This is a genomic window from Psychrobacter cibarius (assembly GCA_030686115.1).
GTDB lineage: Bacteria > Pseudomonadota > Gammaproteobacteria > Pseudomonadales > Moraxellaceae > Psychrobacter > Psychrobacter cibarius_C.
Genome location: CP131612.1, coordinates 2,834,264 through 2,851,885, shown reverse-complemented (window position 1 = coordinate 2,851,885; position 17,622 = coordinate 2,834,264). Strand labels below are relative to the sequence as shown.

The 17,622-nt window shown below is 43.0% G+C and carries 16 protein-coding genes; 13 read left to right on the top strand and 3 right to left on the bottom strand.

What is annotated here, in order from left to right; genetic code table 11:
* The first annotated feature begins 290 nt into the window (after nucleotides 1-290).
* From Q6344_12140 to Q6344_12125, 4 genes are all read left to right on the top strand, one after another.
* Nucleotides 291-503: a PspC domain-containing protein gene (locus Q6344_12140; protein WLG13338.1), complete on the top strand. Its 213-nt coding sequence runs from the start codon at nucleotides 291-293 to the stop codon at nucleotides 501-503.
* 502 nt (nucleotides 504-1,005) lie between these two features.
* On the top strand, nucleotides 1,006-1,995 hold the full coding sequence (gene glyQ, locus Q6344_12135; GenBank protein ID WLG15213.1) for a glycine--tRNA ligase subunit alpha: 990 nt from the start codon (nucleotides 1,006-1,008) through the stop codon (nucleotides 1,993-1,995).
* Nucleotides 1,996-2,004: 9 nt separating this feature from the next.
* Complete coding sequence (gene glyS / locus Q6344_12130) at nucleotides 2,005-4,098, top strand: glycine--tRNA ligase subunit beta (GenBank protein WLG13337.1); 2,094 nt, start codon at nucleotides 2,005-2,007, stop codon at nucleotides 4,096-4,098.
* 241 nt (nucleotides 4,099-4,339) lie between these two features.
* The gene (locus Q6344_12125) at nucleotides 4,340-4,636 is read left to right on the top strand and encodes a hypothetical protein (protein WLG13336.1); all 297 of its coding nucleotides are present in this window, start codon (nucleotides 4,340-4,342) and stop codon (nucleotides 4,634-4,636) included.
* An 82-nt stretch (nucleotides 4,637-4,718) separates the two neighbouring features.
* On the opposite strand, the gene Q6344_12120 is transcribed toward Q6344_12125, so the two are convergent.
* Together Q6344_12120 and Q6344_12115 are read right to left on the bottom strand one after the other, a co-directional pair.
* Nucleotides 4,719-5,150, bottom strand: coding sequence for a cell division protein ZapA (locus Q6344_12120; GenBank protein ID WLG13335.1), 432 nt, complete (start codon nucleotides 5,148-5,150; stop codon nucleotides 4,719-4,721).
* 115 nt (nucleotides 5,151-5,265) lie between these two features.
* On the bottom strand, nucleotides 5,266-5,706 hold the full coding sequence (locus Q6344_12115; protein ID WLG13334.1) for a hypothetical protein: 441 nt from the start codon (nucleotides 5,704-5,706) through the stop codon (nucleotides 5,266-5,268).
* 232 nt (nucleotides 5,707-5,938) lie between these two features.
* Here Q6344_12115 and Q6344_12110 point away from each other — a divergent pair, with 232 nt between their 5' ends.
* The 6 genes from Q6344_12110 (at nucleotide 5,939) to Q6344_12085 (ending at nucleotide 12,083) form a co-directional block, all read left to right on the top strand.
* Entirely contained in the window at nucleotides 5,939-6,592 is a 654-nt protein-coding gene (locus Q6344_12110; GenBank protein WLG13333.1) for a UPF0149 family protein, read from the top strand.
* Nucleotides 6,593-6,888: 296 nt separating this feature from the next.
* Nucleotides 6,889-7,374 carry a nucleoside deaminase gene (locus Q6344_12105; GenBank protein ID WLG13332.1) on the top strand — a complete coding sequence of 162 codons (486 nt, stop codon included), beginning with the start codon at nucleotides 6,889-6,891 and terminating at the stop codon, nucleotides 7,372-7,374.
* Nucleotides 7,375-7,509: 135 nt separating this feature from the next.
* The gene (gene argE / locus Q6344_12100) at nucleotides 7,510-8,742 is read left to right on the top strand and encodes an acetylornithine deacetylase (protein ID WLG13331.1); all 1,233 of its coding nucleotides are present in this window, start codon (nucleotides 7,510-7,512) and stop codon (nucleotides 8,740-8,742) included.
* 145 nt (nucleotides 8,743-8,887) lie between these two features.
* Nucleotides 8,888-9,622 (top strand): LysE family translocator, encoded by a 735-nt coding sequence (locus tag Q6344_12095; GenBank protein WLG13330.1) that lies wholly within the window; start codon nucleotides 8,888-8,890, stop codon nucleotides 9,620-9,622.
* Nucleotides 9,623-10,526: 904 nt separating this feature from the next.
* Nucleotides 10,527-11,741: an RtcB family protein gene (locus Q6344_12090; GenBank protein ID WLG13329.1), complete on the top strand. Its 1,215-nt coding sequence runs from the start codon at nucleotides 10,527-10,529 to the stop codon at nucleotides 11,739-11,741.
* Nucleotides 11,742-11,846: 105 nt separating this feature from the next.
* A complete protein-coding gene (locus Q6344_12085) occupies nucleotides 11,847-12,083 on the top strand; it encodes a hypothetical protein (GenBank protein WLG13328.1) in 237 nt (78 codons plus the stop codon).
* 112 nt (nucleotides 12,084-12,195) lie between these two features.
* On the opposite strand, the gene miaB is transcribed toward Q6344_12085, so the two are convergent.
* Nucleotides 12,196-13,686: a tRNA (N6-isopentenyl adenosine(37)-C2)-methylthiotransferase MiaB gene (gene miaB, locus Q6344_12080; protein WLG13327.1), complete on the bottom strand. Its 1,491-nt coding sequence runs from the start codon at nucleotides 13,684-13,686 to the stop codon at nucleotides 12,196-12,198.
* Between the two features lie 387 nt (nucleotides 13,687-14,073).
* On the opposite strand from miaB, the gene Q6344_12075 reads away from it, so the two are divergent.
* From Q6344_12075 to Q6344_12065, 3 genes are all read left to right on the top strand, one after another.
* Nucleotides 14,074-16,212: a transglycosylase SLT domain-containing protein gene (locus Q6344_12075; protein WLG13326.1), complete on the top strand. Its 2,139-nt coding sequence runs from the start codon at nucleotides 14,074-14,076 to the stop codon at nucleotides 16,210-16,212.
* A 360-nt stretch (nucleotides 16,213-16,572) separates the two neighbouring features.
* Nucleotides 16,573-16,701 (top strand): hypothetical protein, encoded by a 129-nt coding sequence (locus Q6344_12070; protein ID WLG13325.1) that lies wholly within the window; start codon nucleotides 16,573-16,575, stop codon nucleotides 16,699-16,701.
* Between the two features lie 46 nt (nucleotides 16,702-16,747).
* Nucleotides 16,748-17,389: a ribonuclease T2 gene (locus Q6344_12065; protein ID WLG13324.1), complete on the top strand. Its 642-nt coding sequence runs from the start codon at nucleotides 16,748-16,750 to the stop codon at nucleotides 17,387-17,389.
* The last annotated feature ends 233 nt before the right edge of the window (nucleotides 17,390-17,622 follow it).

Genomic DNA, 17,622 nt, shown 5'->3' with positions numbered 1-17,622 from the left:
TAACAACATGTGTAATATGGCAGCAATAAAGCTAATTGTGAAACATTTTGAAATAACTATTTAAAATCAGCAGTTTATGAGGTTTTATGACAGATTAGGGCAAGCTTGGTTAGCATAAACTCACAAAGTACGTCTATACGTTCAACAGATAAATATTAAATAGTTGCTATACTTATTCATAAGTTAAGAAGGCTAAGCAGCTTCCTAACTAGAATCGGAAAAAAGCATAAAAACAGAAGAAAAGAAGCAGAATTTCAAATAACAATAGAAATGATAGAGAGGTATTTGATTTGGCTAAACTAGCAAAACTACATCGCTCACAGAACAATCGCATGATAGCAGGTGTGATGGGCGGCATTGCCGAATACGTTGGCTGGTCACCGACTTGGGTGAGAGTCTTATTCGTGATTATCTCATCTTTGAGTGCAGCAGTACCTGGCATCTTAATTTATATAATTTTATGGATAATCATGCCAAAAGCGACTAGTGCGTCTTACCAGTAAAGTTATTTTATATTTGCTCGTATTTTTTTAACAGCTTAGTAGCAGTACCATTTTAATATTATCGTTTTGATAGCATCACTATCGAGATTAGCTCAGATAGATTTTTACCAAAAAAAGAGAATAGTAGTTCGACTAAAAAACAAAAAGCCTGACTCATCAGGATACCAAAGACATACCTTTCCTCCTGCCCAGATGCTCGCGCATTTGGGTATTTTTTTATCTGCTACTTTTGTGTCTCCTATATTGCAGCAGTTTGATTATAAATGAGCCTTATAACGACTCATTTAGGTCTGCAGCATAAATTTAATTGATGTAAATATAGATAAAATAGTCAATTTTTAGTAAGGTGAGCAGGCAAATAGAGTCGTTGCCGAATAGGCTATACGAGTGCTATCAAAACTTTATTTATAAATATCCATTCCACAGTGGCTTTACTATGAAAACCCAAACTATGACATCCCAAGCGACAACTCCGATGATAGAAAATACAGACCCTCAACCGATGACGTTTCAGGATTTAATCCTAACCCTACAGAATTATTGGGCAGATAAGGGCTGCGTTATCTTGCAGCCTTATGATATGGAAGTCGGCGCGGGTACTTTTCACACCGCGACATTTTTACGCTCGTTAGGTCCTGAGCGTTGGAATGCTGCCTATGTGCAGCCATCGCGTCGTCCAACCGATGGTCGCTACGGTGACAACCCCAACCGCTTGCAGCATTACTATCAGTTTCAAGTGGTGCTAAAGCCAAATCCACCCAATATCCAAGAGCTGTATTTGGACTCGCTAAGAGCCATTGGTATTGATCCATTGGTGCACGATGTGCGTTTTGTTGAAGATAACTGGGAGTCGCCAACGCTGGGTGCGTGGGGACTAGGCTGGGAGATTTGGCTCAACGGTATGGAAGTGACGCAATTTACGTACTTCCAGCAAGTAGGCGGTCTTGAGTGCTTCCCAGTGACCGGCGAGATTACCTACGGTCTTGAGCGCTTGGCGATGTATGTACAAGGCGTCGATAGCGTTTATGATTTGGTCTGGGCAGATGGTGAGTTTGGTCGCGTCACTTATGGCGATGTTTTCCATCAAAACGAAGTTGAGCAATCGACCTATAACTTTGAGCACGCAGATGTGCCGATGATGGGTCAGATGTTTGACTTTTATGAGCAGCAAGCAGATAAGTTGGTTGCCGAAGGTTTGCCATTACCTGCCTATGAGATGGTACTAAAAGCCTCACATGCTTTTAATTTACTCGATGCTCGTGGTGCGATTTCAGTGACCGAACGTCAGCGTTTTATCCTACGTGTGCGTACGCTTGCCCGTAAGGTTGCCATTGGTTACGTCGAAGCACGCGCTAAGTTAGGCTTTCCATTGGCAGATGAGGTACATCGTCAAGCGGCGCTCGATAAGTATTTGCCAAAAGAAGAAGCCGCTGAGAATACAGAAATCAATCAAGCTATTGATAACAATCAATCTACTAATAACAATAAATAGGAGCATCCCATGAGTACCATTCTATTTGAACTGGGGTGTGAAGAGCTACCTCCAAAAAGCCTAAAGCCACTACGTGATGCGCTACAAGCGAGTGTCACCGAACAATTAAATGAAGCAGAAATCAGCTTCGATAGTATCAAAGCCTTTGCTGCCCCGCGTCGTTTGGCACTTCAGATTCAGGGTATTAGCGATAAGCAGCCGGATCGCAGTGAGCAAAAACGCGGCCCTGCGATTAAAGCCGCGTTTGATGCGGAAGGTAATCCAACACGTGCAGCGATGGGTTTTGCCAAGGGTTTAGGTATTGAAGCCAGCGAGTTGATAACGATTAACACCGACAAAGGTGATTATGTCGGTTATGAGCAAGTCATTCATGGTCAAGCAACTACTGAACTGTTAGCTGCCATTTTCCAGACTGCACTAGACAATCTACCGATTGCTAAGCGTATGCGTTCAGGTGCCAGCCGCAATGAATTTGTGCGTCCAGTACAGTGGGCGGTATTGATGCAAGATAGCACCGTCATTGATGCGATCATTCAGGGGCATCAGACAGGCACGCAAACTCATGGTCATCGCTTCCATAGTCCTAATTATCATGAGATTGCGCATGCCAATGACTACGAAGAGTTACTAGGTGGTTTAAAAGTGGTTGCTGATTTTGATAAGCGTCAAATGCTGATTAAAAACCAAGTCAAAGCCTTGGCTGATGAAGTTAATTCAGATGCTATCGTGCCGCAAGATTTGTTGGATGAAGTAACCGCATTGGTTGATTTCCCTATTGCTTTACGTGCAAGTTTTGAACCGCGCTTTTTACAAGTGCCACAAGAAGCGCTTATCTCTACCATGCAAGCGGATCAAAAGTATTTTTGCTTAACCGATAAAGCGGGCAAATTACAGCCGTACTTTATTTTCATCACCAACATTGAGTCAAAAGATCCCAATCAAATTATCGAAGGTAATGAGAAAGTCGTGCGTCCACGTTTGGCTGATGCCGAGTTTTTCTTCTTACAAGACCAGAAGCAGCCATTATTTGCGTTGACAGAAAGCCTCAAAACTCGTGTCTTCCAAGACAAGCTGGGTACGATTTGGGAAAAATCTGAGCGTATTGCCAAGCTTGCCGCCTTTGTTGCCGCCTTGATGCAACAGCAAGGTCAGCAGATTGATATCGATGAAACGGTGCGTGCGGGTATTTTGTCCAAAGCCGATTTGGCAAGCTCGCTCGTAGGTGAATATCCTGAATTACAAGGTATTGCAGGCACTTACTATGCGCGTTTGAATAATGAGCCTGAAGCAGTCGCGGCAAGTTTAGAAGAGCAATATTTGCCCAAGTTCAGTGGCGACGTATTACCACAGACGCCAATTGGCATTTGCTTAGCATTAGCCGACCGTTTAGATACGCTTGTTGGTATTTTTGCCATTGACCAAGCACCGACGGGTTCAAAAGATCCGTTCAGTCTACGTCGTTCAGCCATCGGTATCTTGCGTATTTTGATCGAAAAGCAATTGCCAATTAATTTGGTAGTGCTCGTTGAACAAGCGGTCAAAGGCTATAGTGACGCTGAAGGCAGCAAGATTGAAAAAATGGGCGATACGTTTACTCAGGTCATGGCATTCTTAAACTCGCGCTATCGGGCGATGTATACCGAGCAGGGAGTGAGCGTCGATACCATTCAGGCAGTGCAAGCGATTAACCCGCATATGCCGCTCGATTTTGATCAGCGTATTCGCGCGGTACAAGCCTTTAGCGAATTGTCACAAGCTTCAATGCTTGCTGATTCAAACAAGCGTGTCGCCAATATATTGGCCAAATCAGAAGTGAGTGTCGCTGATACTGTCGATGAAGCGCTATTGTCTGAGCCTGCGGAGCAAAGCTTATATGCAAGTGTGCTGCAAGCGCAGACGGCGGTTAAACCGCTGCTAGAACAAGCTGATTACACACAAGTATTGCAAACGCTTGCCAGCTTAGATGAGCCGTTGACGCAATTCTTTGATAATGTGATGGTCAACAGTGAAGACGCTGCCCTTAAAAACAACCGCTTAGCGCTGCTTAAGCAAGTACGCGCATTGTTTTTAACCGTCGCTGATATCAGTGAGTTGCAGCTATAGTTTCACTAATATAGATCGCTCACTTTATTGTTTTCTATTTAATACAAAAACTGGCCCGCTATGGCCAGTTTTTTACAACGTATCATGGCATTTATTGATAAATGGATGGACAATTAACTCGCTAAAGCATAGCACTATCGTCAGTATTGCTGGTTAAGTTATACTGTTCAGACGTATTGAATAATCCGCCAAGCGGCTTTTATCATTCATAGCGCTTACTCATATTCAAAGGAGCACTGCCGTGTTTGCTGTTATCATTATCATCATCGTTATTTGGATAGTAATGTGGGGGTTTTATAAATTTATGTACCCGCGTGCGCCCAAAAGCATGATGCCAAAAAAAGGGGATGTGATCACACCGCGTCAGTGCAATTTTTGTGGCAACAGCTTGGCTGAATACCGTGGCGTCCTTGAAACCAAGCCCAATTTGGCTGCAAATAGTGAAAGTACTATTGGCGAAAACCAAGCATTGTTTTTTTGCAATTATGAGCATCAAGCAGACTTTCATGCAGGTAAGGTTTATAACCCTGAGGTATAAATAATTGGGTTATGACTTAAGCATAAAAAAGCGCTTGGCTCATCAGAGCGAAGCGCTCATTGTTTCGTCGCTTAATACAGGCTTATAAAACAGACTGTGCGTCTTTCATAATTTTATTTAATAGCGCTTCAGATTGTTTGTCTTGCTGTAGTCGATCTTCATCGCTTCTTTGATTGGTGTGTATTTTTTCATACAAATTCAAGCAGCACAGTACCAAGATACTTTCTTGACTGAGGCTTGGCGCATCTCGTTTGAGATCTAGCGCATGGTTATTAATATACGAGACAGCTGAGAGCAGCTCTTCTTGTTCGTGTACTGGGCAATAAATAGGATAGGTGACACCCGCAATTGCAATATCAACCTTTTTGATTTGTGGTTCAAGGATAGTGGTTTTCACAGTAGCACTCGACGTATTTGAACCAGTTGCAGCGACTGGTTGTGGTTTAGAAGAAATATTCTGCTGTTGGCCATTTTGTGGCTGTTTTTCTATAGAGTTTTTGTGGTCATCTGTCATGATAAATCCTACAATGTCTGGTCAGTAAAATGAGTAATATAAGATATTACCGTTTTGATTTTGTCAGTTCCTTAGCAAGTAGTGATGATCGGTCATCGTTTATTGCCATCCCTGATCAGCCTTCTACTTGATCGATGTGAGTTAAGCGTTTTAATACAACTTGTGTACGCTCAGCTGCCAATTGATTCTTTTTCTGCAGCTCACTGTTTTGCTGTTTAATATCGCTATATTGCTGCTTTAATTCATTATTTTGTTGCTGTAACTGGCTGTTTTGTTGTTGCAATTGGCTGACCTGTTTTTGCAATTTATCTTGTTCTTCGCCTATCATATGATGCGCTTCAGCCAAGCTTTGGTAGCGCTTGTCGAGATCGTTCAATTGTTTTTTGGCACTATCGCGTTCGCTATGACTAGTATTGAGCTTGGTCGTTAATGCTGCAAGCTCTTGAGGGTCGCTAACAGGATGCTGTTTGAGGCTGCTAAGTTCAGCACTGACAAGCTGATACTGTTTTTTTATGTCGAGTATCATTTTTTCTAATATTCTAAGTTGATCATACATAGTCAGTTTTTATCCTTAACAAGTAAGCGTGAATGAATTTTGTTCTCTGCGTTTAATAATGCCATAGGTGACCGCATAATATCTATATCAACAAAGTAATTACCTATATTAGGCGTTGTTTGTTTATTTTTATTAGCCATGGTTTGATTGATAATATCAAGCGATGTCTCACACCTATTTTATCCGTCTGTTTTTATTTTTTAAGCAATAATCAATCACTAGGACCTCTATTATGAATGACAATATATCTGGCTGGAATACATGGCTGACTGCTTTTGATGACTGGACTGACGTATCTATCAGCGAAGTGCATGGCTTGATGACAGGGCTGATGACTGCCTGTAATGCGCCTGATGAGCAAGTATGGGCTAAGGTATTTGAGGAGCTCAGTTTTGCGCCGTTACCTGATGAAGCATTGACACTGTTAACAGAAGAAGCGGAAGACACTGTTTTTCAGCTTAAAGACAAAGACGATGCTTATTCTTATACGCCATTAGTACCAGATGATGAACATGATTTGTACGAGCGCGTGATGGCATTGAAACAGTGGGCAAATGGTTTTATGACGGGTTTTGGGATTACCGACTGTGGTCTCAGTGGTGACGAAAATGAGATGCTGTCTGATTTGGCTAAAATCGGTGGTATTCGACTAGAGGATGATGAAAACTTTGAAGGTGGCGAAGAGTCTTATCTGCATATTTATGAGTTTGCGCGCATGGTACCAGTGAGCTTTGCCACCCGCAAGCGTAAACCTGTTAAAGATATTGCCCTGATTGCTGGACTGGCTATCGATGCCAAAACCACCAAAGAGCTGCAGGCAGAAGGCAAGTTACCAAAGCCAATGCCGCCAGTCGTTGATGCGATGAATCAAAACCGTCCTTCATAATAAAGACGCCATCGTAAGAAGCAATCTGTCATAAAAGCCAACTTATCATCCATGCTAGGGCGTGTCCTCAATCTAAGAGAAAGCGACTAAATGGGCTAAAAATAGTCAAATCTTGCAAAACTACGTCAAATAGCTGGTTAATGTCCCGATATTATCTGCGCTATTTTTCTGATTTGGCTATCATTTATCTCATTTTTATCACCATTTTCAAAATGAGGACACGCCCGAGTATTTTCTAAAAAGATATGAGAGATTTTAAGGGTCATTACTGGCGCTTAGGTAATAGAAGAGAGATTATGATGATTACCGCTAATGATATGATGTATTTGCGCCGCTGCGTAGAGCTTGCTACTGAAGCTTTAGAGGCGGGCGATGAGCCATTTGGTAGCGTATTGGTCGACGGCGACGGTCATGTGCTGCATGAAGATCGTAACCGAGCCAATTCTGTCGATGCAACCTATCATCCTGAAATTGCTGTTGCAAAATGGGCAGCAGCAAATATGACAGCGGAGGCGCGCGCTAACGCTGTGGTTTATACCTCAGGCGAGCATTGTGCCATGTGTTCGGCCGCGCATGCGTGGGCAGGGCTTGGTCGTATCGTTTATGTCAGCTCATCAAAACAGTTGGATGAATGGATGGAGGAGATGGGCGTGACATCAACATCACCAATTAATTCATTAAGTATTCAAGAAGTAGCACCAAATGTATCAGTACAAGGTCCGATTGTTGGATTAGATGCAGAAATAAAGGTGCTGCAACAGCGCGCATTTCAAAGGCGCTAACGCTTTCTATTTTTACCATTCCAGAAATTACAGTAGCGAAAAATGAGTGCGAGTACTACATCTAGTAGGCTTGGAAAATTTAACATCGCTAACCGTCTTTCTAAAATCGGTATTATATCGTGATAAGGATATTTCATGACTTCGAACAATAATAATCAGCTCAAAAATACGTCTTACCCTGCGCATAGTATCGATTGGCTAACGCGTTTGATTGCTTTTGATACGGTCAGTCGCCATTCAAATTTAGCCTTGATTGAAGATGTGCAAGCGTACTGTGAACAATTAGGTTTGATAGTAGATTTGACTTTTAATGAAGCCAAAAACAAAGCCAATCTATTCGTCACTGTGCCAGCAGGCAAAAACTTTGATGAAGTAAATCATGGTCTGGTGCTGTCTGGTCATACCGATGTGGTGCCAGTTGATGGTCAAGACTGGGCGTCAGATCCATTCACTGCGACGATACGTGGCGATAAGCTATACGGACGCGGTGCGTGTGATATGAAAGGTTTTATCGCTTGTGCATTGACGTTATTACCACGCGCTGTGCAATTATCAAATAGCGGTCAGTTACGTCGTCCACTGCATTTGGCATTGTCATTCGATGAAGAAGTGGGCTGTTTGGGTGCGCCATTGATACTGGCAGATTTGAAAGCTCGTGGTATCACACCTGATTATTGTATCGTCGGTGAGCCAACCAATATGACGATGGTTGTGGCACATAAAGGCATTGCCGTTTATCGTTGCCGCGTCCATGGTAAGTCTGCGCATTCGTCATTGACCGCCCAAGGTGTCAATGCTATCAGCTATGCCAGTCGTTTGATTGGTTATGTTGATGAGTTGGCAGAAGAATTGAGCCATCGTGATGGTGCTCTTGAAGATGGGAACGCGCTATTCGATGTGCCTTATTCCACATTGTCTGTAGGCACGATTCGAGGTGGTACCGCGACCAATATTGTGCCTAATCTATGCGAGTTTACCTTTGACTATCGTAACCTGCCGCATATGACGCAAGAGGATATTCTTGCACCGATTCAAGCGAAAGTGGCAGAATTAAATGCCCAGATGCAAGCACGTGCTGCCGATACTGGCATTGAGCTGATGCAAGAAGAAAGCGTACCGGCAATGACTGATAACGACAGTGCTGAATTGCAATCGTTAATAGCCGCTCTGACTGGAGATAAAGAGCGTCATAAAGTGGCTTATGCAACTGAGGGCGGGCAATTTACCAATGCTGGCATCCCAACGATTATCTGCGGTCCCGGTAGTATTGAGCAGGCGCATAAAGCTGATGAATACGTTAAGCTGAGTGAAATTGAGCGCTGTGATGGTTTTTTACAGAAGTTATTAGACAGCTGTACGATCAATTGATGGATTAAATCAGCAAGTCTTCCTTTCTGTTATCAGCAAGTGACGAGTTAGCAGAAGAGACACCGTCGTTATGGCGGTGTTTATTTTTTAGCAGTTTGGCATTATTACGATAAATTTTTATAAATAACAAAGTAGGGGTTGGTCGATGTCTTGGCATCTGTTTGCAGTATTCTTTGCAAGTACGTTTTTTATCTCAGCGACCCCAGGTCCCAATATGCTGCTCGCGTTTCAGTATGGCATGAACTATGGCGTAAAGCGCACATTGTGGACGCTGGCAGGACTGAGCCTTGGGTTGTTTATTTTGCTGCTATCGACACTACTTGGACTCGATGTGATCAGTCGCCAGTCGCCTTGGTTGTTGACAGTCATTAAGGCAGTGGGTGCGGCGTATTTAATCTATCTGGGTATTAGCTCTTGGCGCGATGCAGGCGATGGCAGCTTGATGAGTGATGCTCGTGAAATGAGCGAAGAAGTCGCGGCAGAATATACTGTTTCTGGTAGTGAAGATACAGCTGGTACACCGCAGCCGCGTTCGCTCTCAAGCGCAGCGGTTAGAATCTCGCCAAGTAATACGACCCTATTTCGTACAGGTATTTGGGTATCGCTATCTAACCCCAAAGCCATCTTATTTTTTGCCGCTTTCTTCCCCAAATTTATCAATTTTAATGCGCCGTTATGGCCGCAATATGTTTTATTAACGATAGGGTTGTTCTTAAGTGAAACAATTTGGCAAATCGTTTATACCTTGGGTGGTACAAAGCTGGCAAGTTGGCTCGATGTTGGCAATCGTTTAGCGTGGCTCAATCGTGGTTGCGGCGTCATATTTATCATCATTGCAGCCGCTTTATTGGCTGAAGTAATAAATAGCTTTACGGTTTAAATGTTTCTGAATTCTATATTTAAAATAACACTATTAAATTAACGATATTAAAATAACAGGTTTAATAAAACATAGTATTTTGTATTTAATTAAAATTAATTATTGACTTTGTTTTTTAAATCGTTATTATTACCACATCGATTTATTAGCTTCTATGTAAGCGATAAGTTACCCCAATAAATCTGCTACTATTGTCTACAATAATTAGCCACAACCTATGGAGGAATCATCGTGTCCTATTTAACTATCAAGACGTTTTTAAAGATTGAATGTGTAAACTACCTGACAGCAATGACGACTTCGAACAGGTTTGGCTGAATCTATATACAAGCTATTCTGTTGATATCCTATTTATTGATATCAACAGAATAGCGTTCTGTATCTAATCGCTTTATCCTGCCTCTAAGTCTACTGTGTCAAAATAGCTATGCGTCCGTGCTCAGCACTGTACCTGTTGCTATAGTCAAGTATATATAAATCTGCTACACCGTCATCCTCGCTAAGCATACTAATGTATAACTTGCACTCGGTTTCCTTGTATCGAAATTATATTGAACTAACTATATCTGTTTACCTCACATTTTGCTTTACCGTTATTACCAATAAGATTGCTATCGTTTAGCGTATGTTTTTCAGTATGCATAATGTTTATGCTTTCAAAATGGGTATGGTAAAACCTTTCTTAAAAACGTCCTATAATAAATTAACCATGCATTTCTATTAATTTTTTAATTTAATAGATATATGGTATTTTATTGTCTGTAATTTATGGTTTATTAAATTATTTTCTTGTTAAATATTTTGTTTAATAGAGATGGATAAGTAATGTCTAAAAATTGTAAAAATAGATAAATAAGAAAATACGTTACATGGTTCCAAAATAATAAAATAGAAAATATAAATTATGAGCATTCAATTAATATTAAACGAAAATCGTAAACACGGCGTACCAGTCAAAATTTATACCTCGGATGTTGAGCAAGGTGCGATGCAGCAACTACGCAATTTGGCTCAGTTGGAGTTTGTACACTCGCATATCGCGGTGATGCCCGATGTGCACGTTGGCAAAGGTGCTACAGTCGGTAGTGTGATCCCGACCAAATCAGCCATTATCCCTGCCGCCGTTGGTGTGGATATCGGCTGCGGTATGAACGCGGTGCGTTTGTCACTGACAGCGAGTGATCTGCCTGACAGCTTAAAGTCATTGCGGTCGATCGTTGAGCAGCAAGTGCCTGTTGGCTTCAACATGCACAAACAAATCCAAGCCAAGAACTCAACGCTTGATCCACTAGGCAAACGCCTAAAACCGATTACTTATAAGCATCCAGGTTTACTCAAAATGCTCAAAGGCTTTGAGCGCACGTGGGCAAAGCAGTTGGGAACACTCGGCGGTGGCAATCATTTCATTGAGCTTTGCTTAGATGAAAACAAAGATGTCTGGGTAATGCTGCATTCTGGCAGCCGTGGTATTGGTAATTGTATCGGCCAGTACTTTATTAATTTAGCAAAAAAAGAGCGTCAATCGCGCTTTGGTCATGTGCCAGATCGAGATTTGTCTTACTTTGCCGAAGGGTCTGATGGCTTTGCTGATTACGTTGAAACGGTGGGTTGGGCGCAGGACTACGCGCTAGAAAATCGCCGTGAGATGATGCGATTAGTCATCAAGTCATTGCAGTCGCCACAAGCGGGGTTACCACGATTTCAGTTGACGAAAGAAGCCATCAATTGCCATCATAATTATGTCAATGAAGAGGTGCATTTCGGTGAGCAAGTCTATGTCACTCGTAAAGGCGCGATCAGTGCTTATGCCGGTGAGCTTGGCATTATCCCAGGCTCTATGGGCGCAAAATCCTTTATCGTACGCGGTCTAGGCGCAGAAGAGTCGTTTTGCTCATGTTCACATGGGGCAGGACGACAGATGAGCCGAGGTAAAGCCATGCGAGCGTTTACTATTGATGAGCTAAAAGCACAGACGGATGGTGTTGAATGTCGCAAAGACAAAGGCGTCATCGATGAAATACCCGGTGCTTATAAAGACATTGATGAAGTAATGGCGAATCAATCTGACTTAGTAGAAGTGGTGCATACGCTGAAGCAGGTGATGTGTATTAAAGGCTAACGAGTTAAACCATAGCGAGCCACGACGATGTCAACCGAACTAAATGTACTCAGTGTACAAGTTTCGGCTTTGGTATCTCAGAAACATTAAAGTATAGGTAACAATATGAGCTTAAAACAAACTCTAAAAAAGGCCAAGCAGATTGAACGGCAGTTAGAACAGCAAGCTGAAACAGGTGCCCAGCACTCACTAGGTACAGTCAAGCCGCGCAACTATTTGGCATTGGATCCACTGTTAAGAAAAGGTGGTATTCACGAAAAGGAGGATATCGATATCGTCCGAAAAAAACGTCGCCGTGAGACCAAGCAGCAGCTACGGCAGACGGATTGGTTGTCGGAGTAGCAATCGCTCATCTTAATCTTAAATTTAAACAACAAAAAAGCCGTTCACTATCATAGCGAACGGCTTTTTCTTATTGACTCATAGCTATTTTTGAGTAGCCGCTTTCTAACAGTTACGCCAACACTTCGATTAGCTCACCTTTTACCATGTGCGGACTGACGAAATCAGTAATACGTACGCTCACGAGTTTACCCAACATCTCATCCATTTTTTCGACATCATGAGGGAACATAACCGTACGGGTGTTATCCGCTGTGCCGATTAAGCAGTCAGGATGACGGTTGGCAATTTGTTCCACCAACACACGTGTCGTGGTGCCGACCATCTCATGCGTTTTCGCTAGCGTTGAATCAATGATGACCTTTTGGAATTCTGCCAAGCGTTCTTTTTTAGTTTTGAAACTCACATCATCTGGCAACTCAGCGGCTGGCGTGCCCGGACGCTTCGAGTAGATAAAACTATAAGAATGATCGAAGTTCAATTCTTTGGCCAAGTTCAAAGTATCTTGGAAATCTTGATCTGTCTCACCAGGGAAGCCAATGATAAAGTCGCTCGATAAGTGAATATCAGGACGAATGGCTTTGAGCTTATTAATCTGATTGATATAGACATCAATCGTGTGATTGCGCTTCATCGCTGCCAAGATAGCGTTTGAGCCACTTTGCACAGGTAGATGCAAGTGAGAAACCAGCTCTGGCAATTGTGCATAGGCATCAATGATGTCATCAGTGAACTCTAGCGGATGGCTGGTCGTATAGCGAATACGCTCGACACCATCGACATGCGAGACATAATGCAATAGCTCGGCGAAACGGCAAATGCTGCCATCGTCTTTTTCACCGCGATAGCCGTTGACGTTTTGACCCAATAGGTTGATTTCACGCACACCTTGCGCTGCTAAGCTATCAATCTCAGCCAATACGTCATCGAGTGGACGTGATAACTCTTCACCGCGGGTATAAGGAACGACGCAAAATGAGCAATATTTTGAGCAACCTTCCATGATGGAGACAAAGGCTTTAAACCCTTCCACTCTTGGCTCAGGCAAAAAGTCAAACTTTTCGATACTCGGGAATGACACATCAATCGTACCGATACGGTTTTTAGGCGCGATTTCACGTTGTTCATGTGATTGATCATACAGCTCTGGCAGACGGTGCAAGGTTTGCGGGCCAAACACCATGTCGACGTAAGGCGCACGTTTTTGGATATTATCGCCTTCTTGTGAGGCCACGCAACCACCGACGCCGATGACGAGGTCAGGGCGTTTTTCTTTTAGTTTGCGCCAGCGGCCCAATTCTGAAAATACTTTCTCTTGCGCTTTTTCGCGGATAGAGCAGGTATTCATCAGCAGCACATCGGCTTCATCGATATCATGCGTGACTTCCATACCGTGGGAATCACCGAGCACATCCAGCATTTTGCCAGAATCATAGACGTTCATCTGACAGCCCTGTGTGGTGACAAAGACTTTCTTAGTCGCTGTTTTGACAGGTGCTTGGGCTGAACTTGATTCTTTGAGTGCAGTGACAGCAGGCGCAGTAGCGGTTGTTTCAGCGACAGCAGTGTCATCGATGCGGGGATTAAATACAGTAACACTCATAAGGATAAGTCCATGATTGACTAAAAATATAGCGTGATAGGTGATTAACAGGTGGCGTATTTTATCACAACCCTATGACAATGTGAAAAATTAGCAGGGTCAATTGTTGGTCGTTATGATAAATTATTTATAACAGTATCAATTGTTTACTGCTACTAGTAACGCGTTTGGCAAAAATTATGGCTTGCTATCACTTCTATGTTACACCGTGCTATCGTATTTATTAACAAAAGGTAAAGGTGATGGTTGAAAGTGCAACGAGTATAGTATGATGAATGCGACCATATTAGCGCGATTGATTAAATCGCGATTTACGCCGTTTTGGCATTGTTATTCTAAACATATTATTTAGCCAAATCATTTGGACACATTACAAAGAGAGTCAGTATGACAAAGCCGCAGGTTGCTCATAGCATCAAGGATAGAGAATCTATTAAGCAAAATGAAGATGCAAAACGATTGAAAGCAAGGACGCTACGAGTCAGTGCGTTAAGTTTGGCGACAGCAATGAGTGCGCTAGGATTGTCACAGGTGGCTTGTGCTGAGCTGACGTGGGGTGAAGAGGACAGTTATCAGCAAGAAGGCAGCTATCAACAAAACAGTGGCTATCAGTCAGACAATGGTGTGAGCTCATTTACAGCAGCGGCAATTGCGGCAGAACGCGGTGATGTCAGTGCTTTATACAATTATGAGCAAGCGATGAGTGGGGGTTTGTTTGCCATGTATCCCACTTATTGGCGGATGAATTTGGATCTTAATTCGCAAAGTTCGGCGGCAGTGTCACAGTTTGTGCGTCAATATCCAAATACGGTGATGGCAGAAAAGCTGGTGGCGGATTTTGCCGAGACTAAAGCAGGCTCCAATGATTACGCCTCAGTACGCCAAGTTGCGAATTTGATTACCAATGCGGATGCCAGTGAGCGCTGTGCGGTTGCGCTTGGGTTCAATAATGGCGGCGATACTATGCGGGCTATGGCAGCCAAGTCTGAAGTTTGGTTGACGACCAAAAAGCAGCCAGCCTTGTGTGACCAGCTCGCGATGGAGATGAATAATAACGCGCTGATTAGCAATCAGGATCGCGCGGCGCGCCTCAAGCGTATGCTACGCAAAGGCAAAACGGGTGATATTATGGCATTGTCATCACGTTTAGGAACGCCCATTGCTTATTCAGCATTGAGTGAGATTCAACTGAATCCGTCTGCTTTTTTTAGCCGTTTTAGTCGAGAACCTGCCAGTCAAAACAATCAATACCTATACCTATATGCCATAGGACGCGTTGCTGACAAGTCTTACCGTGAAGCTGCATTACAGTTAGATTTTGATGTTAAGCAAGACAATCAGCGTTCAGTTAAATTGTTGAATGCGGAGACTCGTCGCTATGCGTATCGTATCCTTGGGGTGCAACGTATGAATCATAATACGGATGATGGTTTTAATGCTGAGGCGGTTGACTGGTTCCGCAATAGCCTAGACGAAGATTTTAATTTTGAAGAAGCCGAAGATTATGCCATGGCAGCGATTCGTTTTAGCCGCTGGGACGATGTGGTCGAAGCCATCTCAAAAATGGAGGCTGAAACCCAAAAAAGTGACCAGTGGCAATATTGGCTGGCTCGCGCTTATGAGCAATCAAGCCATGCTAACAAGCGTAATACTGCTAAAAAAATGTATCAAAACTTGGCAAAAAATAATGACTATTATGGCTTAATGGCAAAGGATAAAGTGGGTCAGCGTTTTGATGCCAGTCGTTTGGGTGGTAATAACTTACCAAATGTCAGTACCGCTGATCGCGCACGGGTTATGCAAGATGCCAACTTTGCGCGTGCTTTTGCTCTATATAATGCTGACGCCAGCCGTGCCTATGCCAATCGTGAATGGAACTGGGCGGTAAAGCAGGCGCGCGACAAGCGTGATGATAACTTGATTATTGCCGCTGCTCGTCAAGCCTATGATATGGGCTGGCTCGACCGAGCAATTTATGCCGTTGATAATACTGATAGAGTAGACAGCTTAGCGTTATCACATCCGATGCCGCATCAAGATGCAGTCGTACGTTATAGTCAGTCTGCTGGTATCGATCCTGCTTGGGCTTATGGCATCATGCGTCAAGAAAGTCGTTTTGTTGCATCAGCACGCTCAAACGTTGGTGCCAGTGGTTTGATGCAGGTGATGCCTGACACGGCAAAATACATTGCTCGTAACTTAGGTGAGACCTATAGCGCCAGCCGTGCCAATAGTGGCGATACCAATATTCGTTACGGCACATGGTATATGGGTGATATTTTCGGTAAGCTAAACCGTCAACCTGTGTTGGCAACGGCTGGCTATAATGCGGGTCCGAACAATGCCAAGCGTTGGCAACCAGTATATGGTTCGCTCGCAGCCGACCAGTACGTCGAGTCGATTGCCTTTCCTGAAACCCGTAATTACGTTAAACACGTGATGGAAAATGCCACCATTTATAGCAGTCTATTAGGTCGTAGTCAGCCTATTAGCCAGCGCATGGGCACGATACCTGCCGCGTTCTAAAATGCTAATGTATAAATTAAAAAAACCATTCGTGAGCAATCATTAATGGTTTTTTTATGTCACTTTTTATCGTGCAATCAAAGCTAGCTTTGTCTTGACGCGATGCCTAATTCGACGCCCAACATCGCTGATGATGACATGCTAACGTTGCGATATTTTTGTACTATTGATGCTATCATTAGATTATGTTTACGTTTCTGCTATAGATTAAAAAAAACGTTTTGCTACCATTGCATCAATTAGTGTCTTTTATACGTGCTTATAATAAGTGCTTATCAATCAACGCACACATTTTTGTTAGCTCTATTCTTAGTTTTATCAGTGTTTATACGTCGAACACTATGAGCTAAACGATAGCCCATGTTTTTATCATTGCTAGATGCCTTCAGCCCCTATGATCAAAAAATATTTCAATCTGTCCCTGTTATCCAAAGTTCAGCATCAGTCATCTATTCAGCAGATGCAGATGCAGATGCGCTCGCTATCTAATCTGACGCCAGATTTAAACCAATCAAGCTCGATAACTAATACATCTATGGATAAACTAAATACGACGCTAAGTATCGGTGTATTAGTGATGTTGCAAGGCATTATGATGATGCCGGTACATGCCGCGAGCGCTGTTAAGAGCGGACAGCGGGTGTTGATGATTGAGATGACACCAGCATTGTGTAGCATACAGCCGACGCGTGCCCGCATGCGTCAATGCTTGGAGGGTTATTCGTTGACAGTATCAGGTCTGGATATGGGATATGGTGAGCGCTGCGGACGCGGTAGTGAGCCACGTCTGACACCGTTACAATTAAAAGTCGTCAACCGTATCATGCCTGATACGACAGTACGTAGCCAAGCTTGGCAGCGTTATGGGGCGTGTAGTCCACTCAGTGCCAGTAGTTATTTCCGCCAGATTACCAATTACGCTGGCGCATTAAAGCTGCCTAACGAGCTTAATACGGGTAATAGCTATACGGTTTCTAAATCTCGATTTATCAGTCAAATGACCCAGCTTAACAGCGGTATGTCCTCAAACAGTATTGATTTGATTTGCCAAGCGGGCAGTCGTCGTCAATCAACATTGACGGATATCCATATTTGTTATGAAGGGAGCGAATTTGGCACATGTCATAATGTTGTGAATAATTGTGGCAGCAAGTTCGTCATTTCGGGTGGAAAATAGTTTTTTAGCCCATTTAAATGTTTATTGATTGAATTGAGGACACGCCCTAATAATACTCGCTTATTTTAAGCGTTATATCACTGTATACAACGCTTCTCAATGCTGTTATCAGCTGCCTTTGATTGCTTTCTCGCACTGTATCCGTATAGGTTTACAGTAGGTATAAAAATCCTCCCGTATAAAATGTAACAATATAATCGGTGGTCGGCGTCTTATTGTCTCTAGACGATTTG